General features: G+C 44.7%; 22 protein-coding genes, 15 tRNA genes and 1 riboswitch. Of the genes, 30 read left to right on the top strand and 7 right to left on the bottom strand.

Going from position 1 to position 26009, the window contains the following annotated elements; all coding sequences use genetic code 11:
• The 15 genes from JOD03_RS09130 to JOD03_RS09060 all read left to right on the top strand — a co-directional run bounded on the left by JOD03_RS09130 (position 1) and on the right by JOD03_RS09060 (position 1366).
• Positions 1-89, top strand: a tRNA-Leu gene (locus JOD03_RS09130).
• A gap of 10 nt (positions 90-99) precedes the next feature.
• A tRNA-Arg gene (locus JOD03_RS09125) sits at positions 100-176 on the top strand.
• A gap of 5 nt (positions 177-181) precedes the next feature.
• Positions 182-258, top strand: a tRNA-Pro gene (locus JOD03_RS09120).
• Positions 259-279: 21 nt separating this feature from the next.
• Positions 280-355 (top strand) — tRNA-Ala (locus JOD03_RS09115).
• A 20-nt stretch (positions 356-375) separates the two neighbouring features.
• A tRNA-Met gene (locus JOD03_RS09110) sits at positions 376-449 on the top strand.
• A gap of 6 nt (positions 450-455) precedes the next feature.
• Positions 456-532 (top strand) — tRNA-Ile (locus JOD03_RS09105).
• Between the two features lie 15 nt (positions 533-547).
• Positions 548-640: transfer RNA gene (locus JOD03_RS09100), tRNA-Ser, on the top strand.
• A gap of 58 nt (positions 641-698) precedes the next feature.
• Positions 699-775: transfer RNA gene (locus JOD03_RS09095), tRNA-Met, on the top strand.
• 2 nt (positions 776-777) lie between these two features.
• Positions 778-853, top strand: a tRNA-Asp gene (locus JOD03_RS09090).
• A gap of 22 nt (positions 854-875) precedes the next feature.
• Positions 876-951: transfer RNA gene (locus JOD03_RS09085), tRNA-Phe, on the top strand.
• Between the two features lie 3 nt (positions 952-954).
• Positions 955-1028: transfer RNA gene (locus tag JOD03_RS09080), tRNA-Gly, on the top strand.
• A 3-nt stretch (positions 1029-1031) separates the two neighbouring features.
• Positions 1032-1108, top strand: a tRNA-Ile gene (locus JOD03_RS09075).
• 5 nt (positions 1109-1113) lie between these two features.
• Positions 1114-1189: transfer RNA gene (locus JOD03_RS09070), tRNA-Asn, on the top strand.
• 5 nt (positions 1190-1194) lie between these two features.
• Positions 1195-1285, top strand: a tRNA-Ser gene (locus JOD03_RS09065).
• 9 nt (positions 1286-1294) lie between these two features.
• A tRNA-Glu gene (locus JOD03_RS09060) sits at positions 1295-1366 on the top strand.
• Between the two features lie 123 nt (positions 1367-1489).
• Here the strand turns inward: JOD03_RS09060 and JOD03_RS09055 are convergent.
• Complete coding sequence (locus tag JOD03_RS09055) at positions 1490-2764, bottom strand: ammonium transporter (RefSeq protein WP_204590527.1); 1275 nt, start codon at positions 2762-2764, stop codon at positions 1490-1492.
• 12 nt (positions 2765-2776) lie between these two features.
• Positions 2777-3118, bottom strand: a complete 342-nt coding sequence (locus tag JOD03_RS09050; RefSeq protein WP_204590526.1) for a P-II family nitrogen regulator — start codon at positions 3116-3118, stop codon at positions 2777-2779.
• 197 nt (positions 3119-3315) lie between these two features.
• Between JOD03_RS09050 and JOD03_RS09045 the strand changes: the two genes are divergently transcribed.
• The 5 genes from JOD03_RS09045 to menE are packed head-to-tail and all read left to right on the top strand — an operon-like array spanning position 3316 to position 9430.
• Entirely contained in the window at positions 3316-4677 is a 1362-nt protein-coding gene (locus JOD03_RS09045) for an isochorismate synthase (RefSeq protein WP_204590525.1), read from the top strand.
• Positions 4667-6376 (top strand): 2-succinyl-5-enolpyruvyl-6-hydroxy-3-cyclohexene-1-carboxylic-acid synthase, encoded by a 1710-nt coding sequence (gene menD, locus JOD03_RS09040; protein WP_204590524.1) that lies wholly within the window; start codon positions 4667-4669, stop codon positions 6374-6376. Before JOD03_RS09045 ends, menD begins: the two co-directional genes overlap by 11 nt.
• Positions 6369-7133, top strand: a complete 765-nt coding sequence (menH, locus tag JOD03_RS09035; RefSeq protein WP_204590523.1) for a 2-succinyl-6-hydroxy-2,4-cyclohexadiene-1-carboxylate synthase — start codon at positions 6369-6371, stop codon at positions 7131-7133. The genes menD and menH overlap by 8 nt, the downstream gene beginning before the upstream one ends.
• Before the next feature lie 13 nt (positions 7134-7146).
• Positions 7147-7965: a 1,4-dihydroxy-2-naphthoyl-CoA synthase gene (menB, locus tag JOD03_RS09030; protein WP_204590522.1), complete on the top strand. Its 819-nt coding sequence runs from the start codon at positions 7147-7149 to the stop codon at positions 7963-7965.
• A 58-nt stretch (positions 7966-8023) separates the two neighbouring features.
• Entirely contained in the window at positions 8024-9430 is a 1407-nt protein-coding gene (menE, locus tag JOD03_RS09025) for an o-succinylbenzoate--CoA ligase (protein ID WP_204590521.1), read from the top strand.
• Positions 9431-9871: 441 nt separating this feature from the next.
• Here the strand turns inward: menE and JOD03_RS09020 are convergent, their stop codons facing one another.
• On the bottom strand, positions 9872-10954 hold the full coding sequence (locus JOD03_RS09020) for a metal ABC transporter solute-binding protein, Zn/Mn family (protein WP_204590520.1): 1083 nt from the start codon (positions 10952-10954) through the stop codon (positions 9872-9874).
• An 89-nt stretch (positions 10955-11043) separates the two neighbouring features.
• The gene (gene yidD, locus JOD03_RS09015; RefSeq protein ID WP_204590519.1) at positions 11044-11274 is read right to left on the bottom strand and encodes a membrane protein insertion efficiency factor YidD; all 231 of its coding nucleotides are present in this window, start codon (positions 11272-11274) and stop codon (positions 11044-11046) included.
• An 82-nt stretch (positions 11275-11356) separates the two neighbouring features.
• Between yidD and JOD03_RS09010 the strand changes: the two genes are divergently transcribed.
• Both JOD03_RS09010 and JOD03_RS09005 read left to right on the top strand, forming a co-directional pair.
• Positions 11357-11806: a Dps family protein gene (locus JOD03_RS09010; protein ID WP_204590518.1), complete on the top strand. Its 450-nt coding sequence runs from the start codon at positions 11357-11359 to the stop codon at positions 11804-11806.
• A gap of 222 nt (positions 11807-12028) precedes the next feature.
• Positions 12029-13249 (top strand): prolyl oligopeptidase family serine peptidase, encoded by a 1221-nt coding sequence (locus JOD03_RS09005; protein WP_204590517.1) that lies wholly within the window; start codon positions 12029-12031, stop codon positions 13247-13249.
• A 166-nt stretch (positions 13250-13415) separates the two neighbouring features.
• Here the strand turns inward: JOD03_RS09005 and pckA are convergent, their stop codons facing one another.
• Positions 13416-15002, bottom strand: a complete 1587-nt coding sequence (gene pckA, locus JOD03_RS09000; RefSeq protein ID WP_204590516.1) for a phosphoenolpyruvate carboxykinase (ATP) — start codon at positions 15000-15002, stop codon at positions 13416-13418.
• 190 nt (positions 15003-15192) lie between these two features.
• Positions 15193-15317, top strand: a riboswitch (SAM riboswitch).
• Positions 15318-15497: 180 nt separating this feature from the next.
• Between pckA and metK the strand changes: the two genes are divergently transcribed.
• Positions 15498-16697, top strand: a complete 1200-nt coding sequence (gene metK / locus JOD03_RS08995) for a methionine adenosyltransferase (protein ID WP_338032458.1) — start codon at positions 15498-15500, stop codon at positions 16695-16697.
• A gap of 433 nt (positions 16698-17130) precedes the next feature.
• On the opposite strand, the gene JOD03_RS08990 is transcribed toward metK, so the two are convergent.
• Entirely contained in the window at positions 17131-17649 is a 519-nt protein-coding gene (locus tag JOD03_RS08990) for a gamma carbonic anhydrase (RefSeq protein WP_204590514.1), read from the bottom strand.
• 72 nt (positions 17650-17721) lie between these two features.
• On the opposite strand from JOD03_RS08990, the gene JOD03_RS08985 reads away from it, so the two are divergent.
• Together JOD03_RS08985 and JOD03_RS08980 are read left to right on the top strand one after the other, a co-directional pair.
• Positions 17722-18510 (top strand): alpha/beta hydrolase, encoded by a 789-nt coding sequence (locus JOD03_RS08985; protein WP_204590513.1) that lies wholly within the window; start codon positions 17722-17724, stop codon positions 18508-18510.
• 55 nt (positions 18511-18565) lie between these two features.
• Positions 18566-19879, top strand: a complete 1314-nt coding sequence (locus tag JOD03_RS08980) for an NAD-dependent malic enzyme (RefSeq protein WP_239584919.1) — start codon at positions 18566-18568, stop codon at positions 19877-19879.
• Positions 19880-19933: 54 nt separating this feature from the next.
• Here JOD03_RS08980 and mnmM read toward each other — a convergent pair whose 3' ends face one another.
• Positions 19934-20491 carry a tRNA 5-(aminomethyl)-2-thiouridylate-methyltransferase MnmM gene (gene mnmM, locus JOD03_RS08975; protein WP_204590511.1) on the bottom strand — a complete coding sequence of 186 codons (558 nt, stop codon included), beginning with the start codon at positions 20489-20491 and terminating at the stop codon, positions 19934-19936.
• An 89-nt stretch (positions 20492-20580) separates the two neighbouring features.
• On the opposite strand from mnmM, the gene JOD03_RS08970 reads away from it, so the two are divergent.
• The 5 genes from JOD03_RS08970 to JOD03_RS08950 all read left to right on the top strand — a co-directional run bounded on the left by JOD03_RS08970 (position 20581) and on the right by JOD03_RS08950 (position 26000).
• On the top strand, positions 20581-21753 hold the full coding sequence (locus tag JOD03_RS08970) for an MDR family MFS transporter (protein WP_204590510.1): 1173 nt from the start codon (positions 20581-20583) through the stop codon (positions 21751-21753).
• The gene (locus tag JOD03_RS08965) at positions 21750-23045 is read left to right on the top strand and encodes a sigma-54 interaction domain-containing protein (RefSeq protein ID WP_204590509.1); all 1296 of its coding nucleotides are present in this window, start codon (positions 21750-21752) and stop codon (positions 23043-23045) included. The genes JOD03_RS08970 and JOD03_RS08965 overlap by 4 nt, the downstream gene beginning before the upstream one ends.
• Before the next feature lie 225 nt (positions 23046-23270).
• Positions 23271-23960: a CoA transferase subunit A gene (locus JOD03_RS08960; RefSeq protein ID WP_204590508.1), complete on the top strand. Its 690-nt coding sequence runs from the start codon at positions 23271-23273 to the stop codon at positions 23958-23960.
• Positions 23961-23977: 17 nt separating this feature from the next.
• On the top strand, positions 23978-24637 hold the full coding sequence (locus JOD03_RS08955; protein ID WP_204590507.1) for a 3-oxoacid CoA-transferase subunit B: 660 nt from the start codon (positions 23978-23980) through the stop codon (positions 24635-24637).
• 40 nt (positions 24638-24677) lie between these two features.
• Entirely contained in the window at positions 24678-26000 is a 1323-nt protein-coding gene (locus JOD03_RS08950; RefSeq protein ID WP_204590530.1) for a GntP family permease, read from the top strand.
• Positions 26001-26009: the final 9 nt, after the last annotated feature.

Below are 26009 nucleotides of genomic sequence, written 5' to 3'. Positions count from 1 at the left end.
GCCGGGGTGGCGGAACTGGCAGACGCACAGGACTTAAAATCCTGCGGTAGGTGACTACCGTACCGGTTCGATTCCGGTCCTCGGCACCACTTATATTATGCGCCCGTAGCTCAATTGGATAGAGCGTCTGACTACGGATCAGAAGGTTGTGGGTTCGACTCCTGCCGGGCGCGCCATAATACGAGAAGTAGCTCAGCTTGGTAGAGCACTTGGTTTGGGACCAAGGGGTCGCAGGTTCGAATCCTGTCTTCTCGACCATTTAAACCTGATACCCATTATGGGGCCTTAGCTCAGCTGGGAGAGCGCCTGCCTTGCACGCAGGAGGTCAGCGGTTCGATCCCGCTAGGCTCCACCAATTATTCTTATACTTATTATGGCGGCCTAGCTCAGCTGGCTAGAGCGTACGGTTCATACCCGTGAGGTCGGGGGTTCGATCCCCTCGGCCGCCATCTTAAGGACCTTTAGCTCAGTTGGTTAGAGCAGACGGCTCATAACCGTCCGGTCGCAGGTTCGAGTCCTGCAAGGTCCACCAGTATAATCACACAGCGGAGGTATACCCAAGTCCGGCTGAAGGGATCGGTCTTGAAAACCGACAGGCGGGTCAAACCGCGCGGGGGTTCGAATCCCTCTACCTCCTCCATTTTTTAAAGCTTCTGGGTAATGAAGCTTAGCTTTCACTAGAAACAGAATAATATTGTCGCGGGGTGGAGCAGCTCGGTAGCTCGTCGGGCTCATAACCCGAAGGTCGCAGGTTCAAATCCTGCCCCCGCAACCAATGGTCCCGTGGTGTAGCGGTTAACATGCCTGCCTGTCACGCAGGAGATCGCGGGTTCGATTCCCGTCGGGACCGCCATTTTTTTGAAAAATACATAATCGGCTCAGTAGCTCAGTTGGTAGAGCAAAGGACTGAAAATCCTTGTGTCGGCGGTTCGATTCCGTCCTGAGCCACCATTTGCGGGTGTAGTTTAGTGGTAAAACCCCAGCCTTCCAAGCTGGTGATGAGGGTTCGATTCCCTTCACCCGCTCCAAATGGGCCTATAGCTCAGCTGGTTAGAGCGCACGCCTGATAAGCGTGAGGTCGATGGTTCGAGTCCATTTAGGCCCACCATTTATTCCGAAGTAGCTCAGTTGGTAGAGCATCCGGCTGTTAACCGGCAGGTCGCAGGTTCGAGTCCTGCCTTCGGAGCCATTGATGGGGAAGTACTCAAGTGGCTGAAGAGGCGCCCCTGCTAAGGGTGTAGGTCGGGCAACCGGCGCGAGGGTTCAAATCCCTCCTTCTCCGCCATCATGCATTGGCCCCTTGGTCAAGCGGTTAAGACACCGCCCTTTCACGGCGGTAACACGGGTTCGAATCCCGTAGGGGTCATCGCAAAAAGCACATTCTTCTTTAATGAAGGATGTGCTTTTTATTTGTAATAAAGCGATACATTTTAAAGCCAGTAGAAGCTCTGATAGAATCAGAGTCTCTACTGGCTTTTTGTAAATTAAATCAGGAATAAGATTTACCTAACTCTGTTAAGCGCTGTGCGAATGGTTCAGTACGATCAAATGCTGCGCCGTAAGTTTCTCGCACTTCATAAGCACTAGTGCCATGTTCTACATAATCCAGACCTGTAACTTCTTCTTCCTCAGATACACGGATTCCGCTAATGGCCTTCGTCACTAAAACAACTCCTGCCGTTGATACGGATACCCAAGCGATTACCGCAATGATACCAACAGCTTGAACAGCGAGTAAAGAAACACTTCCGGTTGTAAAGAGGCCCGATGCTTTATCGAACAGTCCTACTGCAAGCGTTCCCCATACACCAATAATTCCGTGAACTGTAATTGCACCGACTGGATCGTCTACGCGAAGTTTTGCATCCAGTAGTCGAATTCCCTCTGTCATTACAATTCCTGCAATAAAACCAATTATTATCGCAGAAGGGAGGCTCACATTAGCTGCTCCTGCAGTGATTCCCACAAGTCCACTTAATGCTCCATTCAGAGTAAGTGAAGCATCGATTTGACCGTAGCGGAGTTTCGTGTATAGTGCAGTTGAGACGACACCTGCTGATGCAGCCAGTAATGTATTTGTGATAATTGAAGGGACTACAGCAGGATCTGCCGCTAAAGTACTTGCTCCATTGAATCCAAACCAACCCAACCATAGAATGAATACACCTAATGCGCCAAGAGGAATACTATGACCTGGGATGACATTTACTTTTTTCCCTGTGTATTTACCAATACGTGGGCCTAAAATTGCCGCTGCAACAAGAGCTCCAGTAGCACCGGTCAAGTGGACAACTGTTGAGCCTGCAAAATCTATAAAACCTAATTGTGCAAGCCAACCACCAGACCAAATCCAGTGGCCAACAACTGGGTAAATAACGGTAACCATTGCAATGGTTAGAACAAAGTAAGCAGATAGTTTCATGCGTTCAGCAACAGCCCCTGAAATGATTGTTGCTGCAGTGGCAGCGAATACGGCTTGGAAGACGAAGAATGCAATATCATCGACTCCTGTAAGTGCAAATCCACTCGTCCCAATCAAACCATTGAATGAATCACCGAACATGAGTGCATAGCCTACTACAAAATAGAGAAGAGAAGCAATAGAGACAGTAATAAAGTTTTTCATGAGTATGTTTACAGTGTTCTTTGATCGAGTAAAACCAGATTCGACCATTGCAAATCCAGCATGCATAAAGAAAACAAGAATTGTACCAAGCATGATCCACAGCATATTAATAGATGATTGTAAAAGTTCAGGTGTCATTAGATTTCCTCCTTAGTGGACCGCAACGGTGCCCGTCTCTTTTGTGCGAATACGAATTGCTTCTTCAACTGGGTAAATAAAAATTTTCCCATCTCCAACTTTGCCAGTAGAGGCATGTTCTACGATCAGCTCTGTCAATGACTTTACTTCCGTGTCATCGACAACCATTTCAAGTTTCAATTTTGTATGAAACTCCATCTCATATTTATTGCCTCGGAACAGACCTGTGCGACCTTCTTGTTTTCCAATCCCAGCTACCTCACTCACGCTAAATCCATCAATTCCGTGTAAAGCCAATGCTTGTCGAATCTGTGGGAAGACATCTGGTCGAACAATTGCCTCTATCTTTTTCATACTTGCACCTCCAATGTTAGAATATATAACATCATAAAATTAATTTTTTGAAAAATCAAGCATTATTTTTAAAATGATGTAAAGAAAGTTGACATGAAGTATTTTTCAGGAAGTTTTCGAGTCTAAAGTGTGCGAGCAAACCCGGAAAAGAGTAAAATGAAGATAGTGTGAAGTGTAAAGTCACGGAGGTTTAAACAATGTCAAAACAAGTAGGCTCTCTAACAGGTACTGAGTTTCTCTATACAGAGACGATTGATACAGAAGGAATTTCTCCTATTGCATTTTTTGAAGCTGGGGACCGACATTATCAAGGTCAGCGCTTCTTTTGGCAAAATCGAGAGAAAACCCATACGATTGTTGGGATTGGTCATGCAATCGTATTAAAAGCAACGGGTGATGATAGAGTTGAGGTCATTCAAACGGAATGGAACCGAATAAAGCAATTAGTGGTGAAAGAGCAATTAGACCAAGCGCCTTTATTATTTGGAGGGTTTTCATTTGATGCAAAACATCCAGGAAGTGATGAATGGCGTAAGTTTTCATCTTCCTATTTTGTAGTTCCAGAATTTCAATTAGAAATAAAAAATGAATCCACGAAACTCTCCATCAATAGTTTAGTAGAGCGCTCCGATCAAAGTGCTCGTTTTGATGAGCTTCGAAAAGAGAGAGACCGTCTTCTTCATGTAGCACAGGTGCAAGAGCGACCACTGTTCGAAAAGGCTGTGGTTATCGAAAAGACGGAGAGGAACGTTCCGGATTACTTGGCTGCTGTGCGCGCGGTAAAAAAAGAAATCACTCGTGGAGAAGTAGACAAAGTCGTAATTTCACGATCGATTGAATTAGATTTTGAGGAACCGGTTTCAACAGGTTCTGCTCTTTACTATGCGCTTCAAGAGCAGCCGGAGAGCTATATCTTTGTCTTAGAAAACGGCGCATCTGCTTTTGTTGGTGCAACACCTGAACGCTTGATTCGTAAAGAGCATGGGATGATTTTTTCAGCTGGAGTGGCTGGTTCTGTTCGTCGCGGAAAAGACGTGGGGGAAGATCAACGTTTAGGAAATGCTTTACTCGCAGATGAGAAAAATCGCGAGGAACATGACTTCGTCGTCTCTATGATTCGCACGGTCATTGAACCGATTTGTACAGATCTGCAAATCCCGCAACAACCTAAGCTTTTAAAAATTCGTGACATCCAGCATTTGTTTTCACCTATTCAGGGCACAGCAAAAAAAGATGCCGATATGTTTTCATTTGTGAAAGCTTTGCATCCGACTCCAGCATTAGGTGGAACACCACGCAAACGAGCTGTTGAACTTATTCGAGAGCTTGAACAGATGGATCGTGGGTATTATGCGGCTCCAATTGGTTTTGTAGATGCAAATGACAATGGAGAATTTGCGGTGGGTATACGATCGGCGCTCCTGCGAGGTGGTAAAGCGCTGTTATATGCAGGAGGTGGAATTGTCTCAGAATCAGAACCACTTGCTGAACTCGAAGAGACAAATGTTAAGTTCCGGCCGATGCTTCGTGTTTTAGGGGGCAACCGTCATGAATTATAAGCAGAATCTCACGGCTTACGTTCGCGCTATACTTTCAGGACTGAAAGACTATGGCGTTTCTGAAGTTGTTATAAGTCCTGGTTCACGTTCAACGCCACTCGCTTATGGAGTTGTGTCGGACCAAGATTTTTCGGCATCTATTCAAGTAGATGAGCGTTCGGCAGCATTTTATGCTCTTGGCCTTGCGAAAGCCTCAGGAAAGCCGGTTGCTCTCATTTGTACATCGGGTTCAGCAGCTGCTAACTATTTCCCTGCAATTGTCGAGGCGTATTATGCGCGTATTCCATTAATCGTGTTAACGGCAGATCGCCCACATGAACTGCGCGAAGTCGGTGCGCCACAAACCATCGATCAGGTGAAAATGTATGGCACGCATGTTAAATGGGCAATAGATTATCCGGTTGTGGATTCATTCGAGGGCACAACGCCTTTTGTATATAGTCAAACAACACGTGCAGTCCTGGAGTCTTGCACGAATCCAAGAGGCCCCGTTCATTTAAATATTCCATTCCGCGAACCGTTGCTCCTTGATTTTGAGATGGAGATTCCAGCGAAACGAGAAAAGATGCTCGATTCGACACAATCGGTTTTATCTGAGCAGATGCGCAGTCAACTAACTACGATAGTTGAGCAAGCGAAATCTGGAATTGTAATCGTTGGAGAACTTGCTCTTTCAAAAGTGAGCATGGTTGAGGATTATTTGGCAGATCTTGGCTGGCCGGTTTTATGCGACCCTTTATCGAATTTACGGTCGTCAAAGCACCCGAAATTAAAGTCTCTTATTATCGAAAACTATGATGCTTTATTAAAAAATGACATGAGTTACGAGAGACTTTCACCAGACGTCGTTATTCGCATTGGTCCACAGCCAGTCTCTAAATTTCTCGGCATCTTCTTAAAAACTTCGAAGCCAACAAGCTTTATAGTGGTAGACGAGGCAGCGCGCTTTCGAGACCCACTTGGACTTGCGACAGAAACGGTCGTGGGAGGTATAGAAGCTTTAGTAGGTATTCAAACAGCTCGATCATCTCATCATAAGAGCTTGGCCATCTGGCAGGCGAACAACGTCGTAGCTAGAGAACTCGTGCATGCTTATCGTGAGGACGAGCAAGATGAAGGGGCTTATATTGCCACAGTTTTTGATGCTCTTCCTGAAGATGCTGTTTTATTTGCAAGTAGTAGTATGCCGATACGCGATGTAGATACATTCCACACAGCAGATTCTAAAGGGATTTCAATCCTTGCAAACCGAGGGACGAATGGAATTGATGGAGTGGTCTCGACAGCACTCGGTGCTCAAAAAGCTCTAGAAAAGCCACTCTATTTGTTGATTGGGGATCTTGCGTTCTTGCACGATGCAAATGGTCTTTTATTGAGTCGCTATCAACATGTGGAAGCGACGATTATTGTGATGAACAATGATGGAGGAGGCATCTTCTCCTATCTGCCTCAAGCATCTGAACCGGAGTATTTTGAGAAATTGTTTGGCACTGGTTCTGGCGTGACATTCAAGCATCTCGCTGACATGTATTCTATTCCGTATGTACTTGTGGAGTCTAAAGAGCAATTGAGTGAGCTCGTTTCGAAATCATCAACTGGTCTACGCATCCTTGAAGTGACTACGAATCGTCAAGCGAATACAAAAGCACACCGTAAACTGTGGAAACGTGTGAAGGAAAGTTGGACTCCGGATGTATAAAGAATGGAATCCTACTGGAACGAAAAAACTGGTCGTTCTGCACGGTTTCACGGGATCACCTCGTTCTTTTGAGCGCGTTGTGGAAATGTTGTCAGAAGATATTCATGTAATCGCGCCAACGCTTCCAGGGCACGGAGAAATCACCTATTCCTATGAAACGTTGGAAATGCATCACCAGATTAACTGGTTGGAGGATTTTCTTCAACAGCACAAGTTGAAAGAAGCTACAGTGCTCGGTTATTCAATGGGAGGGCGTCTAGCCATGGGGTATGCGCAGAAATTTCCTGTGAAGCAGCTGATTCTTGTCAGCAGTTCGCCAGGTATTGAGCTGCAAAACGATCGAGATGCGCGACATGAGGCCGACCAAAATCTTGCTGAAAAAATCCGTCAGAATGGATTGGACTGGTTTGTTTCTTACTGGGAGAACATTCCGTTGTTTGAAAGTCAAAAGCGCCTTCCTGTAGATGTTCAACAGATGGTGCGTTCAGAACGTTTGCAACATGATGCCGAGCAACTCGCTACCAGTTTGGAAGATTTTAGTACGGGGAATATGCCGAGCTACTGGAACGAGTTAGAAAGTTATCATCATCCAGTCCATATGGTTGTAGGAGAACTGGACACAAAGTTTGTGGAGATTGCTAAAAAAATGAGTGCGCGTTTACCGAATGCGACGTTACGCATTGTACCGAATGTCGGCCATGCGATTCAAGTGGAAAATCCGCAAATGTTTGGTACAATAATAGAGGATGTACTTTAAAGGAGGCAACACTATGACAAGAGAATGGCAATCGCTCCGTACATATGAAGATATCAAGTATGAGTTCTTCAACGGAATCGCAAAAATTACAATCAATCGTCCGGAAGTGCGCAATGCATTCCGCCCAAAAACTGTTCATGAATTAATCGATGCGTTTTCACGTGCGCGTGACAACAAAGATATCGGTGTCATCATTTTGACTGGTGAGGGTGAAAAAGCATTCTGTTCTGGTGGAGATCAATCTGTACGTGGCCATGGTGGTTACGTAGGAGACGACGAAATTCCACGTCTGAATGTACTTGATCTGCAACGCTTAATCCGTGTGATTCCAAAGCCAGTAGTGGCAATGGTAGCAGGATACGCAATTGGTGGCGGACACGTTTTACACGTTGTGTGTGACTTATCTATCGCAGCGGACAACGCTCGTTTCGGTCAGACGGGTCCACGTGTCGGTTCATTTGATGCAGGATACGGTTCTGGTTACCTTGCACGTATCGTTGGTCACAAGAAAGCGCGTGAAATCTGGTACTTATGCCGTCAATATGATGCGCAACAAGCACTTGATATGGGCTTAGTAAACACTGTTGTTCCTTATGCAGATCTTGAAGATGAGACAGTGAAATGGTGTGAAGAAATGCTTGAGATGTCTCCAACAGCTCTTCGTTTCTTGAAAGCAGCAATGAACGCTGACACAGATGGACTTGCAGGACTTCAACAAATGGCTGGAGACGCAACATTACTGTACTACACTACGGATGAGGCAAAAGAAGGCCGCGATGCATTTAAAGAAAAGCGTAAGCCGAACTTTGGTCAATTCCCACGATTCCCTTGATTTACTCGTAAGCTGTCCAACTGGGCAGCTTTTCTTTTTCTAGGAAAGGACTGGCAGTATGTACCCAAATCTTTTACGTAAACGTGTAGCTTTAACGCCTGATCGAATTGCTTTTGAAATGAATGGTACTTTGTATTCGTGGTCGGAAGTTTATAAGGAAGTAGAACGCATCGCACAGCGACTTCCTGGAAAGAGCGGCGACCGAGTGGGGTTTTGGGCGAAAAATAGTGAAAGCATGTACTTCTATATTCTCGCGGCGCTATTGAAAGAGTTTGAGATTGTTTTTTTCAATGATCGTTTGACGCAGGAGGAGTTTCTTTTTCAACAACTGGATTCAGAAGTGGTATGGACGGTCACTGATCAAAAAGAGCGTGCACTCCTTGAACATGTATTTTTATATGAAACTATTCTTGGAGACCGATTTGAGACTCTGGACCCGCAAGATATGTGGGCTGCGAACCGAACCATTTCGATCATGTATACTTCCGGGACGACCGGTCGCCCTAAGGGAGTGAGACAGACGCTTGAGAACCATATGACGAGTGCGCTCGGGTCTGCTTTAAATTTAGGGATCTTACCGGAAGATAAATGGCTCTGTGTAATGCCGCTTTATCATATCAGTGGGTTTTCAATGATCATGCGCTCACTCATTTACGGCTCGACTCTCGAGTTGCATGATAGATTCCGTCCAGAGAGCGTGATGAGAGCAATCCAAACGCGAGGAGTCACGCATCTTTCCGTAGTGACAACGATGTTGCAGCAACTTCTTGAAATCGTAGAAAATGAGCAGGAACCACTGCCTTCGACTTTTCGAGTTGCACTTGCAGGGGGAGGACCTGTTCCCGTTCCTTATCTTGAGAAAGCCCAGCTCTATGGATTCCCGGTTATCCAGACGTATGGTATGACAGAGACTTCTAGTCAGACATGTACGCTAGGAGCAGAGGACGCCATTCGAAAAGCTGGGTCAGCCGGAAGGCCATTGTTTTTTGCTGACGTTCGAATAGACGGGGAGAACGAAGGAGAAATTTGGGTGCGTGGTTCTCATGTGACACCTGGTTATATCGGAATGGCTTCTACTCAGCAGTCGACAACGGAAGACGGGTGGTTCAAAACTGGGGATATTGGTCGTATTGATGAAGAGGGTTACTTATACATTTTGGATCGCCGGTCAGATTTGATTGTTTCTGGTGGAGAAAACATTTATCCTGCAGAGGTAGAACAGGCATTACTGGCTCATCCGGATGTACTTGATGCAGGTGTTGTCGCGATGGACGATGCCAAGTGGGGGCAGGTACCTGTGGCATTTGTGCAAGTGAAAGACGGCTGCGAACCAGATCTGAAGACGTTCTTGTCAACAAGCCTTGCTTCTTACAAACAGCCGGTTCACTATTATTTTGTGGACGCGCTTCCTCGGAATGCTTCCAATAAGCTTGTGCGACGTGAACTGAAGGACCGGTTACTTTAGATGTGGAGCCGACTGTTCAGAAATTGTGCGAGATGACAGCGTGGACTGTGAAGCGCTTTTTGCTTCATGGGCCGCGATGGCTTCTTGCGGGATTTCTAGGAGGCGTAACTCGATTTCATGTAGATGTGGAGAACGCCGCTCAAGAAAAGTTGAGTTCCGCTACGGGGCTGCTTTCCGAGGGCGCTGCGTGAGCTTCCTCGTCGCAGGCTCCTGCGAGATCTCACGGCAGACTGGAATCCCACTGGAGTCAGCCCCTCCACTACACCCTACTTTAGTTTCGACAAGTGCGATGATGCGTCTTCAAAATCTTATTAAGGGGTGACAGGCACCAAATGGAAGTGGTTTCCAAATGGTGACAGGCACCAATTAATGACAATTTAAAAACCAGCTGCTTCTCTTAAAGATCTAGAGAAGCAGCTGGTTTTTATTTTGGTAGTTAGCTTATTGCAAAGCTGTACGCAGTGTTTCGATATTTCGTTCCATTAATGAAATATAGTCTTCACCGTTGTCAATGTCTTCTTTAGTTAAAACACCTAAGTTATGAAGAGAAAGAGTTTCAGCACCGACTTCATTGCGAATGATTTCAGTCAGCTTTGATGAAACGTTTTGTTCTGTTAAGATATACTCAATTTCTTGCTCACGTGCTTGATCGACTAAAGAAGCCAACTCTTTTTGCGAAGGCTCGTCTTGCGTGCTGATACCAGCGACTGCGATTTGGTTAAGGCCATAGTCTTTTACCCAATATCCAAATGCTGCGTGAGATACAAAAAATGTATCGCGGGTAGCTTCAGAAACCATTTCTTCAAAAGAAGCATCTAGTGCAATCAACTCTTCTTCAAGTGTTGCAAAGTTTTCATTGAAGAATTCTTCGTTTTCAGGAGAAGCTTCAATCAATTCATCACGGACAGTTTTTGCTAGTTCAATGCTTAGTGTAGGAGAAATCCACACGTGTGGATCAAGTGGACCGTGGTCGTGTCCTTCGTGAGAATCTGCTGACTCATTATGGTCATGTTCTTCATCTTCAGAGTGGTCATGGCCGTGTTCGTCTTCTGAGTGATCATCGTGTCCATGTTCTTCGTCGTGTCCATGCTCCTCTTCTTCAGAATGATCATGCCCGTCGTCTGTCGCATCTAAAAGCATATCATCCGAAATTGAATCCGCGAGTTCAACAATTTCTACTTGCTGATTTGCAAGAGTATCTTTTGCACTGCTAATAAATCCTTCTAATCCCAAACCGATAGCAAATAGACGATCTGCATCAGCATATTTGATCATGTCTTGCTGGGAAGGCTCAAAGGTATGTTCGTCAGCGCCGGGTGGATATACAGATTCTACTGTTACAAATTCTCCGCCGATTCTTTCTGAGAAGTATTCCAGTGGATAAACAGTAGTATAGATGGAAAGTGTATCCAGCTGTTCTGCTGATTCTGCAGGTTGTGTTTCAGTTTCTGGTTGTGTTTCTGAAGAACAAGCGGCAAGTGTTAAAGCGGAAGCAGCAAATAGGGGCAAAACATATTTTTTCATAATTTCCTCCAAATAGTAATGATTACGTTTTATAAATGACTTTCTAATCATACAAGCTGCATTAAAAAAATGCAACAAAAAACCACCAATTACTTTTTTGGTGGCCATTCGTCAGGGACAGGGTCTAATCCGCCTTCATGAAAAGGATGACATTTTGATATACGGCGTACTGTTAAAAATCCGCCTTTCAGTGCGCCATGTTTTTGGATAGCTTCTACACCGTAATGGGAACAGGTCGGGTAAAAGCGACAGCTTGGTGGAGTCAGGGGAGAGATAGCTTTTTGGTAAAAGCGAATAATCGCTATAAAAATTTGTTTCATTTCAATTCACCTCATGATGTTTAGTTTACTCCATAAGATGGGAAGATAAGTAGTAGACCGACTTAAAAGGAGAGATGTTTTTATGTCAGCAGCTTTAAACAAAGAACTGAACAAACAAGTAGCCACATGGTCCGTCATGTACACGAAGTTACATAATTACCATTGGTATGTAAAGGGACCAACTTTCTTCACACTTCACGCGAAGTTTGAAGAACTCTACAACGAAGCGACACTGCATATGGATGAGATTGCAGAGCGTCTCCTTACGTTAGGTGGAAAACCAACGGCAACACTAAAAGAGCACCTTGAACTTTCAGTAGTTAAGGAAGCAACAGGGAAAGAATCAACTGAGCAAATGGTTGGGACCATCGTCAAAGACTTTGACACGATTATGAAATCGTTGAAAAAAGGAATGGACGAAGCAGCGAAAGACGAAGATGATATGACTGAAGATCTGCTAAACGCCATCTATCAAAGTATCGAAAAACATCAGTGGATGCTCAACGCATTCCTTGGGGACACAAACGAATAGAAGTTGTAGTTGTTAAAAACTGTTTCAATGTTTAATTTTGTGTAGGGGTGACTCCAGCGGGATTAAAAGCGGAAGCTGAGACCTTGGCTCAGCCCGCGCCCGCGGAACGCTTCCCCTACACAACAACACAAATTATGAGGAGTTTCTTATTTTTGAGAAACTCCTTTTTCTTATGTGCCGTATCAACTTTGATATACTTAAAGGGAAGAAAGGCGTGAGAGAATGCTGCTATTTCAAGATTTGACTAATACACAAGTTAAGTTATCATTTGAACCCGATCAGTTTGAAAGGGAGTCTCATCATGTGCTCGTCATTGTTCGCAAAGGTCCAAAGTTTTTACTAACCAAACACTCTACGCGAGGGTATGAATTTCCAGGTGGGAAACGGGAAGTAGGGGAATCGCTTGAAGATGCAGCCCTTCGAGAAGTTTATGAAGAGACTGCGATTCAGATTCAAAATCTTACTTGGCTCGCATCTTACGAAGTGCAAAGTGATGAACCATTTGTGAAAACCGTGTTTTTGGCGGACTTTAAAAAGGTGGATCACTTTGATGCTCTCCATGAAACGACGGCTCGCGAGTGGTTGACGCTTCGAGATATTGAAAGACATCCGTTTTTGAGTTTTTATATGAAAGACGATGGGATGAAAGCAATCCTGACGCAACTAAAAAAGAAGTTCCCACTTTATAAGAAACATCGGATTCCTAGTCCAAATAGCAAAGTCCGCATATACGAAGTAACCTATTATTCTGATGAATTTCTCGTAAAGGGATGGCTAGCTGAACCAGTTGCAGGGGCACAAGAAGCCATTGTCTATTTACGCGGAGGAATCAATCAAATCGGAAAAGTACGAGGAGCTCGAATTGCACAAATTGCAGCTCAAGGGTTTACGGTATTCGCACCGCACTATCGCGGTTCGTTTGGAGGCGAAGGAAAAGACGAGTTTGTGGGTGCCGATCGTCAAGACGCTTACGGAGCTGTTGATTATTTAGCGGCTTGCGGCTATACACTTATTCATCTGTTTGCGTTTAGTCGTGGTGGAATCATGGCATTGTGGGCAGCGGTGATGCGACCCGAAGTGACCTCGCTCGTGACTTGGGGAGGAGTGTCTTCCATCTATTTGACTTATGAAGAACGTGTAGACATGCGCCGGATGATGAAACGCATCTACGGCGGGACCCCTAAAAAGGCTCCAGATGCGTTTGAAGACCGTGACGTGCTACATCAATTAGAGCGTATGAATGCACCCGTTCTCATCATTCACGGGGAACTAGATACGAATGTTGGGTTTGAGCACGCAACGATTCTGGAGGAGAAATTGAAAGGTTTAAATAAGCCTGTGACTACGAGGTATCTAGAAAACCACCATCACTTTGTGCCCGACCCACTGAACCGACAGATTTTACGCGAAGCGCTCGAGTGGATGCTTGAGCAGGGGCGCTGAGCGAGCGTTCATCGGACGAATTGGAGATTTCTTCTACACTACCCGTGATTTCTTCTACCCAAATCGGTTTTTATTCTCCCGAAGTCATATTATGGAAACTAACTAAAGAAAATGTGCAAAAAACAAGGCCTACTCGGATTGAGTAGGCCTTGTTCTGTATGTCCAATTAAATAATTGGTCCACCTTTAGAGATGATCTCTTCAGAAACACCAGAGAACTTTTTGAAGTTCTCGCGGAAGCTATCTGCAAGTTCTTTTGCTTTTTTGTCATAAGCATCTTTGTCTGCCCATGCATTACGTGGGTTCAAGACGTCACTTGGTACGCCAGGAACTTCTTTAGGAATCGCAACGCCGAATACAGAACCTTGCTCTGTTTCTACGTTCTCAAGTTTCCCTTCGATTGCAGCGCGAACCATAGCGCGTGTGTAAGAAAGTTTCATACGCGTTCCAACGCCATACTCTCCACCAGTCCAACCTGTATTGACAAGGTAGACGTTTGCGCCGTGTTCGTCAATTTTGTTTCCAAGCATCTCTGCGTATACAGCAGCTGGAAGTGGTAGGAAAGGAGAACCGAAGCATGTTGAGAATACTGGTTGTGGACTTGTAATCCCGCGCTCAGTTCCAGCAAGTTTTGATGTGAAGCCACTTAGGAAATGGTACATCGCTTGTTCTTTTGTTAATTTCGAGATTGGAGGCAAAACGCCAAACGCATCCGCCGTTAAGAACACGATTGTTTTTGGATGACCTGCAACAGAAGGCACCATGATGTTGTCGATGTAATCGATTGGATAGGCAGCACGTGTATTCTCTGTTAAAGAGTTGTCATCGTAATCTGCTTCACGTGTTTCTTCATTTACGACTACGTTCTCAAGAACAGTACCGAATTTGATTGCGTTATAGATCTCAGGCTCATTTTCTTCTGTTAGGTTGATACATTTTGCGTAGCATCCGCCTTCCATATTGAAGACGCCCGTATCTGACCAACCATGCTCGTCGTCACCAATTAAATGACGGCCTTTGTCTGCAGATAAAGTTGTTTTCCCAGTTCCAGACAGACCGAAGAACAATGTAACGTCGCCTTCTTCGCCTACGTTTGCAGAACAGTGCATTGGAAGAATCCCTTGCTCCGGAAGCAAGTAGTTCATAATACCAAAGATGGATTTTTTCATCTCACCCGCATACTCCGTACCACCGATTAGTACGATGCGCTCTTCAATAGACACCATGATGAAGGTCTCAGAGTTCGTACCATCAACTGCAGGATCTGCTTTGAACGTTGGAGCACTCACGATTGTGAATTGTGCTTCGTGGTTAGCAAGCTCTTCAGCGGTTGGACGAATGAATAATTGATGGGCGAACAAGTTGTGCCATGCATATTCATTGATTACTTGGATTGGTAGGCGAGACGCTTCGTCTGCACCAGCGAACCCTTTAAATAAGAAAAGAGCATCTTTTGTTTGTAGGTAATCGACAACTTTTGCATATAAGTTTTGGAATACTTCTTTTGAGATTGGGCGGTTGACTGAACCCCAATCTACTTTATCACGTGAAATATCTTCATCTACCATATATTTATCTTCTGGGGAACGCCCCGTATACTTTCCAGTTTCAGCACGTAGTGCACCAGTTGAAGTCAGCATACCTTCACCACGAGCAGTTGCTTGTTCAACAAGTTCCGCTACAGATAGTTGCGTGTGGACTTGGTCTCCCGATAATAAAGACTGAATTGCGCTTTTTGTATCGATCGATTGCATAGGTTAAATACCATCCTTAAATAGATTTTCCGAAGTGACGGAATGCTAATATGTGAATTAGTATAACACATTAAACTAAATAGTCTACACTAATACGTCACTTGACTAGTGATTTTTTTGTGGGGACTTTCACACAGTTTTTTGTTGACTTTCGATAGGTGAATGCGTATGATGAAAAATTGAACGGATACTCTTATCCCGAGCTGGTGGAGGGGTCAGGCCCTATGAAACCCGGCAACCTCAATAAGATAAAGATGCAAGACTTATTGAAAAGGTGCCCAACCTGAGACAGGGGATTCCCCTGATTGATAAGAGTGAAAGGTGCAAAGAAATCATCCTTTCCTCATTAGTGAGTGAAAGGATTTTATTATTTATGAACGCCTTCAACCATGCGCCAAATCCAAAACAGCTTCAAGTATTCTAGGCTTGCCATGGGGAATGAGTACCGGTTCAATTCACGGGAGCAATCCCGCAGGATCAAGAAGGAGGAAATATATCATGACACAACGTCGATTATTCACTTCGGAATCAGTAACAGAAGGCCATCCGGATAAGATTTGTGACCAAATCTCAGATGCGATCCTTGACGCAATCTTAACTGAAGACCCGAATGCACGTGTAGCGTGCGAAACAACTGTCACAACTGGACTTGTTCTAGTTGCTGGAGAAATTACAACATCTGCTTATGTAGACATTCAAAAAACGGTGCGTGAAACAGTTCGAGAAATCGGCTACACACGTGCAAAATTCGGTTTTGACGCAGATACATCTGCTGTTTTAACTGCAATTGATGAGCAGTCTGCAGATATCGCGGCTGGAGTAGACCGTGCACTTGAAGCACGCGAAGGGTCTATGACAGACGCTGACATCGAAGCTATCGGAGCGGGTGACCAAGGTCTGATGTTCGGATTTGCTTGTAATGAAACAGAAGAATTAATGCCACTTCCAATCAGCTTGGCGCACAAATTATCACGCCGCTTATCGGAAGTACGTAAAAACGAAACACTTGAGTACTTACGTCCAGACGGTAAAACACAAGTGACTGTTGAATACGATGAAAACGGCAAGCCAGTGCGTGTCGATACAATCGTAATTTCTACACAACACGCTCCTGAAATTACGCTAGAGCAAATTCAGTCTGATTTGAAAGAACACGTCATCAACGCAGTCGTACCGGCTGAGTGGATTGACGAAAACACGAAATACTTTATCAACCCAACTGGCCGCTTCGTAATCGGTGGACCACAAGGAGATGCTGGTTTAACTGGCCGCAAAATTATCGTTGATACGTACGGTGGTTATGCACGTCACGGTGGCGGTGCATTCTCTGGGAAAGATGCAACAAAAGTTGACCGCTCTGCAGCATATGCAGCTCGTTATGTTGCGAAAAATCTCGTAGCAGCGGGTCTTGCGGATAAAGTAGAAGTGCAACTTGCTTATGCAATCGGTGTAGCACAGCCAGTTTCAATTGCTGTGGATACATTCGGTACAGGAAAAGCAACAGAAGCAGACATGGTAACATGGATTCGCGAGTTGTTTGACCTACGCCCAGCGGGAATCATCAAGATGCTTGATCTTCGTCGTCCGATCTACAAGCAAACTGCTGCTTACGGACACTTTGGTCGTACAGACATCGATGTACCATGGGAAAAAACAGACAAAGCAGCTGAGTTAAAAGCAAAAGCTGGTTTATAAAATGAGGAAACTCCTGAGGAATTTACTTCCTTGGGAGTTTTTTTGTTATTAGCGATTTTAGGGGGAATGTCCGCGAACTGGGTTTCAGTGTCCTCAAAACCCAATTCAGTGTCCGCAAATGGCATGTTCAATGTCTGCAAACCGAGCTTCAATTTCCGAGTAAACAGGCAATGTCCGCAAAACCCAATTCAGTGTCCGCAAATGGCCTGTTCAATGTCTGCAAACCGAGTTTCAATGTCCGAGTAAACAGGCAATGTCCGCAAAATGGGTTTCAATGTCCGCAAACCGAGCTTCAATGTCCGCAAATGACCTGTTCAATGTCCGCAAACCGAGCTTCAATGTCCGCAAAAACCGTTTTCAACCTAAAAACTAGCCTCCACTGTTCAAAAATCCATAAAAAAGAAGACTGATCATCATCAGTCTCCCGATCTCATCATTTATTTTCTTGCAAACCTTTATAGTATTGACCCTTTTCATGATACTCACGCACTATGCGCTCCATGTCCTTCTTATCTTCCTCATTGACAGCTCGCACAACCTTCGCTGGCCGTCCATATGCCATCATACCAGCAGGAATCACTTTTCCTTGAGGGACGAGACTACCGGCTCCAATAAATGCACCTTCTCCGATTTCCGCACCATCTAAAATGATGGAACCCATTCCAATTAAGGCACCTTTCCGGATAGTGCAACTATGCAGTGTCACTTGATGACCGACCGTTACTTCGTCTTCTATGACAAGTGGGAACTGAGGACTTTGGTGAAGGCAACAAAGATCTTGGATGTTGACCTTACGACCAATGCGTGTCGCATTGACGTCGCCGCGAATGATAGTGTTGAAAAATACTGAAGACCCTTCACCGATTTCTACATCTCCTGTGATGGTCGTGAAATCCGCAATAAACACGGACGGATGGATTTTTGGAGTTTTTTCGCCAAATGGATAGATCATAACAGACTTCCTTTCTATACCCTTGCTATACTATAAAGTAAGTGTAGCAGAATGAGAAAGGGGAAGGTAGCCATGTGGATATGGGAAACCGAAAACCAACCGAAAGCCATTGTCGTTATCGTCCATAATGTATTGGAACATCATAGACGCTACGCATGGGTTATAGAATATTTACGAAGCAACGACTGCCATGTTGTCATGGGTGATCTTCCAAGTCACGGAGAAGCCGCGAAGAACAAAGGCCTCCATAATGAATCGATTGATGAATATGAACTGTATTTGGAGCGCGCCATAGAGTATGCGAGCCAATTTCATTTACCGATATTTTTACTGGGGCACGGATTCGGAGCTACGACGATTCTTCACTATATGCGAAAACCGAGAGAGTCGGTTGCAGGTCTTCTTCTGACAAGTCCTTGGATCGACTTAAAAGCAACCCCTTCGAAATGGTCAAACCGCTTAGCAAAACTAACAATCAATCAACGTCTTGAGTTCCCACTCGATGCTGAACTCTATATTTCGGATGCCGCTCTCCAACAAGAATATCAGGAAGACGAACTCGTACATACGACGGTCACTACGGAATGGTATGAAGCATTGCAAGAGCGAATGAAAACAGTCGGACAATCTTCACGCGAATGGACAGTGCCTGTTTGGTTACAAATGGCAGAAGAGGACAAAGTGATTTCGGTGCCAGCTGTGCGCACATGGATGGCGGGTCAAAAATTCCCGACGCTTCATTACTCGGAATGGACCTCTGTGCGCCATGATATTCATCAGCATACCGATCGTGAATTTGTTGCAAAAAGTGCGATTGATTTCATTCATTTGGCCGTGCTTCGACTTGGCTATGTCCTATGACGTCTGACCTCGTATATGATATACTCGTATGACAAACCTTATAAGGAGAGGAATCATGCAGCAACTCATTCGTAATATTATAGTAGAAAGTCCATCAAAAGTTGGAAATTTAGGTCTTGTCACTTCAGCCATCGGAGCAGCGGAAGGGGATATTGGCGATATTAAGTTGATCAAAAGCGGTCCGTTGACAACTGTTCGCGATATTTCCGTCACATGTCGGGATGAAGTACATCTACAAACGGTTATCCAAAACATCGAGTCAATTGGCAATGGCGTTGAGATCCATGCAGTGACGGATGATGTGTTGAAAGCACATGAAGGTGGAAAAATTGCGATGAAGAGCACCATTGATGTGCGTTCACTCGGCGATTTGCAGCGCGTCTATACACCTGGAGTAGCAAGTGTCTGTTTAGAAATTGAAAAGCACCCTGAGCAAGCAAAGTATTTCACTTCAATTGGGAAATCAGTGGCGATTGTAACAGATGGAACGGCAATTCTTGGCTTAGGAAATATCGGCTCTGTCGCTGGCATGCCGGTTATGGAAGGGAAATCTGTTTTACTCGATCAGTTCGTTGGCTTAAGCGGCGTACCGATATTATTAGACACAAGTGACCCTGACAAAGTTGTAGAGACAGTCAAGCATATTCACCAAGGTTTTGGTGCCATCTTACTTGAAGATATTGGTTCTCCTCATTGCTTTGAGATTGAAGAACGCTTAAAAGCAGAATTACCGATACCGGTCATGCATGATGACCAGCACGGAACAGCAGTCGTGACATTGGCAGCCGTTTTAAATGCTTGCCGCGCAACAGGTGTTGATCCGACTAAAGCAGTCGTGGGTCAAATCGGTCTCGGCGCAGCAGGACTCGCCATCGTTCGCATGTTGTTAGCGTATGGTGTGAAAGAGGTTTACGGAATCGATCGTCAGCCAGAAGCAATTGAGCGTCTTCACAAATATGGAGGGAAATCAAACGACTCATTAGATTCATTAATGGCAGAATGCGACATCGTCATTGCGACAACGGGTGTAGAAGGCTTGATTAAACCGGAAATGGTGCGTGAAGGCCAAATCATTTTAGCGTTATCTAACCCTAATCCGGAAATTCAACCGGCAGCAGCGATCAAAGCAGGTGCTGCATTCGCAGCAGATGGACGTTCAGTCAACAATGTTGTCGGCTTCCCAGGAATTTTCCGTGGGGCTCTCGATGCGGAAGCAAAACAAATCACGTATCCAATGCTTATCGCAGCAGCGGAAGCGATTGTAAGCCACACGCGCCGTGGCGAATTGATTCCAACTCCGCTAGATCCAGCACTTCACATGGTTGTGGCCCGAGCAGTAGAGGAAGCAGCCGCGAAGGAACAAATTTAATAAATAAAACCAGTATCAACTCTTGATTCAATTCAAGAGTCGATACTGGTTTTTTTAGTTCTTTCTCTCAATCACCACAAGCTCCGGCGGCGAATTTTGTTGATTGAGAAAGGCGCTATGCAGAACCTGGTACTGTTCTTGTGGCAATGTGGCTACGAAGTCAAGAACTGCAGAACGTTCGATTTTTCCAGTTTGATGACCGTGATAGATGACAAGGACAATGCGACCTTTCACAACGAGCAGTCGAAGGGCTGCTTCAATCGCTTGAATCGTCTTCGAACTTTCCGTAGTAACGGTATGATCTGCACCGGGCAGATAACCTAAATTAAATACAACTGCACGCACGTCTTGAGAGATAAATTCCTCCATGCGCTCATGACCTGCTAAGATGACTTCTGCATGTTCCACTCCCGCACTCGATAGGCGCTGTTTGGTTGACTCGACAGCCGTCTGTTGTATATCAAACGCCACAACCTTTCCACTAGGAGTTACAAGCTTTGCTAAGAATAAAGTATCGTGACCGTTTCCAGCAGTTGCATCCACGACCACGTCACCGGGCTCGATAATTTCTTTTAAATAGATCTTCGATTGATTTAACGCATTTTGTAACATACAGGCACGTCCTTTCCACTCTAGTTTATCATCTTGTTGGAATATGAAAAAAGGTCTAAAATGGGTGGAGTGAATGGAGATGACGAATCATGCCAAAGCGTGTTTGGCTTTTAGTAATTGGAATGTTGATCAATGTCACAGGGAACTCATTGCTGTGGCCTTTAAATACTATTTATATGAATGACTACTTAGGAAAATCGTTATCCATCGCCGGACTTGTGTTAATGGCAAACGCCGGTGCTGGGATCATTGGAAATCTGCTTGGAGGTTGGATGTTTGACCGGCTAGGTGGGTATAAATCCATCATGTTCGGTATTACAATCACACTCGTGGCCCTTATTGGGTTGAATTTTTGGCACGGATGGCCCCATTATGTATACTTTATGATTTTAATTGGGCTTGGCGGGGGAATTGTCTTCCCGAGTATGTACGCACTTGTCGGAACCGCTTGGCCAGAAGGTGGACGGCGCGGGTTCAACGCCATTTATTTGGCAGCGAACGTGGGAGTGGCCCTAGGACCAGCTGCAGCAGGAATTATTGCGAGTTACTCGTTCGATTATTTGTTTACAGCGAACATGTGGATGTATGTACTATTCTTCTTGCTCGCACTTGTTGCCTACCGCGAATATGACACGAAAGCGGCTGTCAATACGAACGTCTTGCAAGAACGGAGCAAGATTGACCGGAAAGCCCCATTTTATGCATTGCTGCTGATCTCTGGTGCGTATTTACTCGCATGGGTTGGCTATGTACAGTGGCAATCTACAATTTCAACATATACTCAGCAGATTGGAATCACGTTAAAGCAGTACAGTTTGTTGTGGACGATTAACGGTGCGCTTATTGTGCTTGCACAACCACTCATTGCACCCGTTGTGAAGCGACTCGAACACCGCATCAAATTGCAGATGGTTGTCGGTCTCATTATTATGCTCATTTCCTTTATTGTCGTAGCTTTCGCCGAACAGTTTACAATGTTTGTCGTATCCATGGTGATATTGACGCTCGGAGAAATGTTCGTCTGGCCGGCGGTTCCAACGATTGCGAATCAACTAGCACCACCCGGGAAAATTGGGTTTTATCAAGGCATCGTCAACAGTACGGCTACGGTAGGCCGCATGATTGGGCCTGTCATAGGAGGAGTCATTGCAGACCTCCAAGGAATGAGTGTGATGCTACTATTCATTACTGTTTTCATGGCAGCAGCGATCATACCCGCTGTTTTATATGACAGCCCCCTTCGAAAGGAGACGGAACAATGAAAGACTGGATCGGGTTATTATCAACAGAAGTATTGGATCAAATTCTCGAAAATGCATTTCAATGGTTCGTGGTAGTCGACCGGGAGGCAAAGATTTTATACATCAATGAAGAGTACTGTCATTTTCTTGAGGTCAAGCGTAAAGACGCCATTGGGCAACATGTCGCAGATGTCATTGAAAATACGGAGATGCACAAAGTAATGGAAAAGGGAGAGGCAGACATTGCCGCGCCTCATTACATTAAAGGGACCTATATGCTCGCAAACCGAGTACCTCTAGTTGTAGAGGGAGAAATCGTCGGCGCCTTCGGAAGTGTAATATTTCGAGATATGACGGACTGGAAACGACTGAGCGCCCATGTTAAGACGACAATGGAACGAATCGATCAACGGTTTAGTGGTACTGCAGATCACTTGACGGATCTTGAAGACATTATTGGTGAATCACCGGGCATTCGAAAAGTGAAAGAGGCAATCCGCATGATTGCGCCAACGAAACTTCCAGTGGTCATCGAAGGGGAAACCGGCACTGGAAAAGAAATGTTTGCAGAAAGCATTCACAAGCTATCCGACCGTTCCGATAAACCGTTGCTCAAATTAAATTGTGCGGTGATTCCTCAAGAGCTTGCAGAAAAGGAGCTGTTTGATCTACAGGAAGGTAAGGTGTATCAAGCTGCCAGTGGAACGCTTGTGCTAGAAGAAGTTCATGCGTTAGCAATACCGGTCCAAGCGAAACTGTTACGATTTTTGACTGAAAATGAACAGTCGACAACCGACGTGCGTCTTCTGTTCTCATCGAATCGAAATCTTGCAGAACTCGTATCTACAGGGAGCTTCCGTGAAGATTTGTATTACCGGATTCAATCAGTGTATCTAAAGATTCCACCATTACGAGAGCGTATGGAAGATTTTTCACTTCTAACGAGATATTTCATCCACCGAATCGAACAACAAGAGGGAAGAAGAGGTTTGAAAGTCGATCCGAAAACGTTGCGTCATTTAGTGGAGTATCAATGGCCAGGAAATGTACGTGAACTATACAACACTTTGCGTGCGATGGTCTATATGACAGAAGGGAATCGACTCACGACGGCTTCTATTCCCATGCATGTGTTCCAATCCTCAAAAACAAATCATGCAACATCGGGAAAGCTGGAAGATATTTTAGCGCAAACGGAAGTCCAAGTGCTCGAAAATGCTCTTGCCGCATTTCCAGACAAAACAGAGGCGGCCAAGGCACTTGGCATCAGTAGATCGACATTGTATGAAAAATTAAAAAAATATAACTTATGACCTAAAATCCGGATTTTAAGACAAAGTGTCTTATTTTCCGGATTTTTTAAATAGCTTTTATACAGTGCCCATACCTGTTTTTGAATGAATGTGTACGGAAAATCGGACAAGTTTCGAAGTTGAGATTGTCACAGTTTCGTCACAGTCTATTGCGATGTCTCGGTCCTTCTGTTTTAATACTTATGAAAGCGCTTTTTTACACACAACTCGAGGAGGAAGTTTCCTATGAAGCCAATCTATTCTTCTGCAGAAGAAGCAGTAAGCCAAATTCAGGACGGAGCAACACTTATGGTAGGTGGCTTTGGTCTTGTCGGTATACCGGAGCAACTGATCATCGCTCTTGTAAACAAAGGTGTTAAAGATTTAACAGTCATCTCCAATAACTGTGGAGTCGACGACTGGGGATTAGGTTTATTACTAAAAAATAAGCAAATCAAAAAAATGATCGGTTCGTATGTTGGAGAGAACAAAGAATTTGAACGCCAAGTTCTGTCTGGCGAAATCGAAGTTGAATTAACGCCACAAGGGACGCTCGCTGAAAAATGTCGTGCAGGTGGGGCAGGGATTCCTGCATTCTTCACACCAGCCGGAGTCGGCACTGTTGTTGCTGATGGCAAAGAAGTCCGTGAATTTGACGGCAAAGAATATGTCTTAGAAGAAGCACTTGTTGCGGATTTCGCACTCGTACGTGCATCAACAGCAGATAAATTCGGAAACCTCATCTACAATAAAACAGCTCAAAACTTCAATCCAATGATGGCGGCAGCTGGTAAAGTGACGATCGCTGAAGTGGAAGAAATCGTGGAGACAGGTACTCTAGATCCAGCGATGATCCATACACCGAGCGTATATGTGCAAGGTCTATTCCAAGCGAAGCAAGAAAAGCGGATTGAACGTTTAACGACACGAGACTAATTAGAGGAGGGATTTTCATGACTTTATCAACACGCGAATTTATTGCAAAACGTGCAGAGATGGAAATTGAAGATGGCAACTATGTGAATCTCGGTATTGGGATTCCGACACTTGTTGCAAACTTTATTGCACCGAACAAAACGGTTGTCTTACAATCTGAAAACGGTCTACTTGGAATAGGGCCCTACCCTACAAAAGACCAAGTTGATCCAGACTTAATCAACGCAGGGAAAGAAACTGTGACAACTATTCCAGGTTCTGCATTCTTCACAAGCGCAGAGTCTTTTGCCATGATCCGTGGAGGCCACATTGACGTTGCCATCCTTGGTGGTATGGAAGTATCTGAAAAGGGTGACCTTGCCAACTGGATGATTCCAGGAAAGATGATCAAAGGTATGGGTGGCGCGATGGACTTGGTGCACGGCGCAAAGAAAATTATTGTCATCATGGATCACGTGGCAAAGGACGGATCTCCGAAGATTAAAAAAGAATGTACGCTTCCTTTGACAGGTAAAGGTGTTGTGAATTTAATTATCACAGACCGTGCTGTCATTGAAGTGACAGAACATGGACTCGTCCTCAAAGAAGTATTTGAAGGACATACAATTCAGGGCGTCGTAGAAGCAACAGAAGCGGACCTGAATGTGGATAACGTGAAGGAGAACGTTTCGTTCTAATACGACCCCATGACTAGATGGGGGAAATAAAATGGAAACAATTTTTAGTATGATCGGTCTGCTAGGAGGACTCTTTCTATTAATCTTTTTGACGATGAAAGGTGTTAATATCATCGTCGTTGGGCCAATTTCCGCAATTTTTGTTGCTGTATTATCAGGGATGCCACTATTTCCGCAACTTGCGGCTGAAGGCGTACCAAACTTTGTAACGAGTTACATGACTGGGTTCACAGGTTTCATCATGTCTTGGTATTTGATGTTCTTACTTGGTGCGATTTTCGGGAAAGTGATGGAAGATAGCGGAGCAGCGGATGCTGTTGCAAAGTTTGTAACTGACAAACTAGGTTTGAAATATGCAGTATTAGCTATTGTTATCGCCTGTGCTATCTTGACGTACGGTGGAGTTTCTTTATTTGTAGTTGCATTTGCCGTCTATCCAATGGCAATTTCACTATTCAAACAAGCGAACTTACCAAGACGCTTTATTCCGGCAACATTAGGTCTTGGTTCTGTGACGTTCACGATGACATCAGCAGGTTCACCAGAAATTCAAAACTGGATTCCGATTCCTTTCCTTGGCACGAATGCCTATGCAGGGTGGGAAGTTAGTATCATTGTCGCCATCTTCATGGCTGTATTTGGTTATATGTGGTTAAAAAAGCTAATTGTGAAAGCAGTAAACAAAGGAGAAGTGTTTGAGGCACGTCCAAATGATCCAACGTTTGACACGACACGACCATTACCAAACCCATTCCTTTCTTTTGTACCTCTCGTTGTCGTATTGATCATTGCATTCATCTTCCATGATTCACTGCAGCAGTCGGCTTTAATCATTGCCTTGTTGTCTGGTATTTTGGCAACATTCATTGTTAGCTGGAGATACTTTAAAAATCCATGGGAAGCTGTCTCACAAGGGACTCTTGGAGCAATTATTGCAATCGGGAACACGGCAGCAGTAGTAGGTTTCGGTGGAGTGGCAAAAGAAACAGAAGCCTTTTCAATTGCAGTCAATGCAATGACGAGCATTCCAGGTTCTCCGCTTATAGGAGCAGCAGTTGCTGTCTCTGTTATTGCGGGTATGACGGGCTCTGCTTCGGGTGGTCAACAAATCGCTTTACCACTAATTGCACCGGGCTATTTAGATGCTGGTGTGAACGCGGAAGCACTTCACCGTGTAGTTGCGATTTCATCAGGTGCACTGGATTCACTTCCGCACAATGGGTATGTTGTTACGACAATTCAATCGATTTGTGGCGAGAAGCATAGTGCAGCCTACTGGCCAATGGCGGCAGTAACTGTAGCAATTCCAGTGATCGGTGTAATTATTGCGATTGCTCTATTCTCATTAGGCTTTGGTATTTAACAGTAAAGT

This window comes from Chryseomicrobium aureum (assembly GCF_016909155.1).
Taxonomy (GTDB): Bacteria; Bacillota; Bacilli; order Bacillales_A; family Planococcaceae; genus Chryseomicrobium; species Chryseomicrobium aureum.
Note: the sequence above shows the minus strand (reverse complement) of the source record. Positions and strands in the feature narration are given on the sequence as shown.

Coding starts and splice junctions, on each gene's coding strand:
- mnmM (WP_204590511.1), bottom strand. CDS start 20,491: ATGTTACAAAATGCGTTAAATCAATCGAAGATCTATTTAAAAGAAATT.
- menH (WP_204590523.1), top strand. CDS start 6,369: ATGTATAAAGAATGGAATCCTACTGGAACGAAAAAACTGGTCGTTCTG.
- JOD03_RS09020 (WP_204590520.1), bottom strand. CDS start 10,954: ATGAAAAAATATGTTTTGCCCCTATTTGCTGCTTCCGCTTTAACACTT.
- JOD03_RS08990 (WP_204590514.1), bottom strand. CDS start 17,649: ATGATCTATCCATTTGGCGAAAAAACTCCAAAAATCCATCCGTCCGTG.
- JOD03_RS08960 (WP_204590508.1), top strand. CDS start 23,271: ATGAAGCCAATCTATTCTTCTGCAGAAGAAGCAGTAAGCCAAATTCAG.
- JOD03_RS09050 (WP_204590526.1), bottom strand. CDS start 3,118: ATGAAAAAGATAGAGGCAATTGTTCGACCAGATGTCTTCCCACAGATT.
- JOD03_RS08955 (WP_204590507.1), top strand. CDS start 23,978: ATGACTTTATCAACACGCGAATTTATTGCAAAACGTGCAGAGATGGAA.
- yidD (WP_204590519.1), bottom strand. CDS start 11,274: ATGAAACAAATTTTTATAGCGATTATTCGCTTTTACCAAAAAGCTATC.
- JOD03_RS09055 (WP_204590527.1), bottom strand. CDS start 2,764: ATGACACCTGAACTTTTACAATCATCTATTAATATGCTGTGGATCATG.
- JOD03_RS08965 (WP_204590509.1), top strand. CDS start 21,750: ATGAAAGACTGGATCGGGTTATTATCAACAGAAGTATTGGATCAAATT.
- menB (WP_204590522.1), top strand. CDS start 7,147: ATGACAAGAGAATGGCAATCGCTCCGTACATATGAAGATATCAAGTAT.
- menD (WP_204590524.1), top strand. CDS start 4,667: ATGAATTATAAGCAGAATCTCACGGCTTACGTTCGCGCTATACTTTCA.
- JOD03_RS08980 (WP_239584919.1), top strand. CDS start 18,566: ATGCAGCAACTCATTCGTAATATTATAGTAGAAAGTCCATCAAAAGTT.
- JOD03_RS08985 (WP_204590513.1), top strand. CDS start 17,722: ATGTGGATATGGGAAACCGAAAACCAACCGAAAGCCATTGTCGTTATC.
- pckA (WP_204590516.1), bottom strand. CDS start 15,002: ATGCAATCGATCGATACAAAAAGCGCAATTCAGTCTTTATTATCGGGA.
- JOD03_RS09005 (WP_204590517.1), top strand. CDS start 12,029: ATGCTGCTATTTCAAGATTTGACTAATACACAAGTTAAGTTATCATTT.
- JOD03_RS09045 (WP_204590525.1), top strand. CDS start 3,316: ATGTCAAAACAAGTAGGCTCTCTAACAGGTACTGAGTTTCTCTATACA.
- JOD03_RS08970 (WP_204590510.1), top strand. CDS start 20,581: ATGCCAAAGCGTGTTTGGCTTTTAGTAATTGGAATGTTGATCAATGTC.
- JOD03_RS09010 (WP_204590518.1), top strand. CDS start 11,357: ATGTCAGCAGCTTTAAACAAAGAACTGAACAAACAAGTAGCCACATGG.
- menE (WP_204590521.1), top strand. CDS start 8,024: ATGTACCCAAATCTTTTACGTAAACGTGTAGCTTTAACGCCTGATCGA.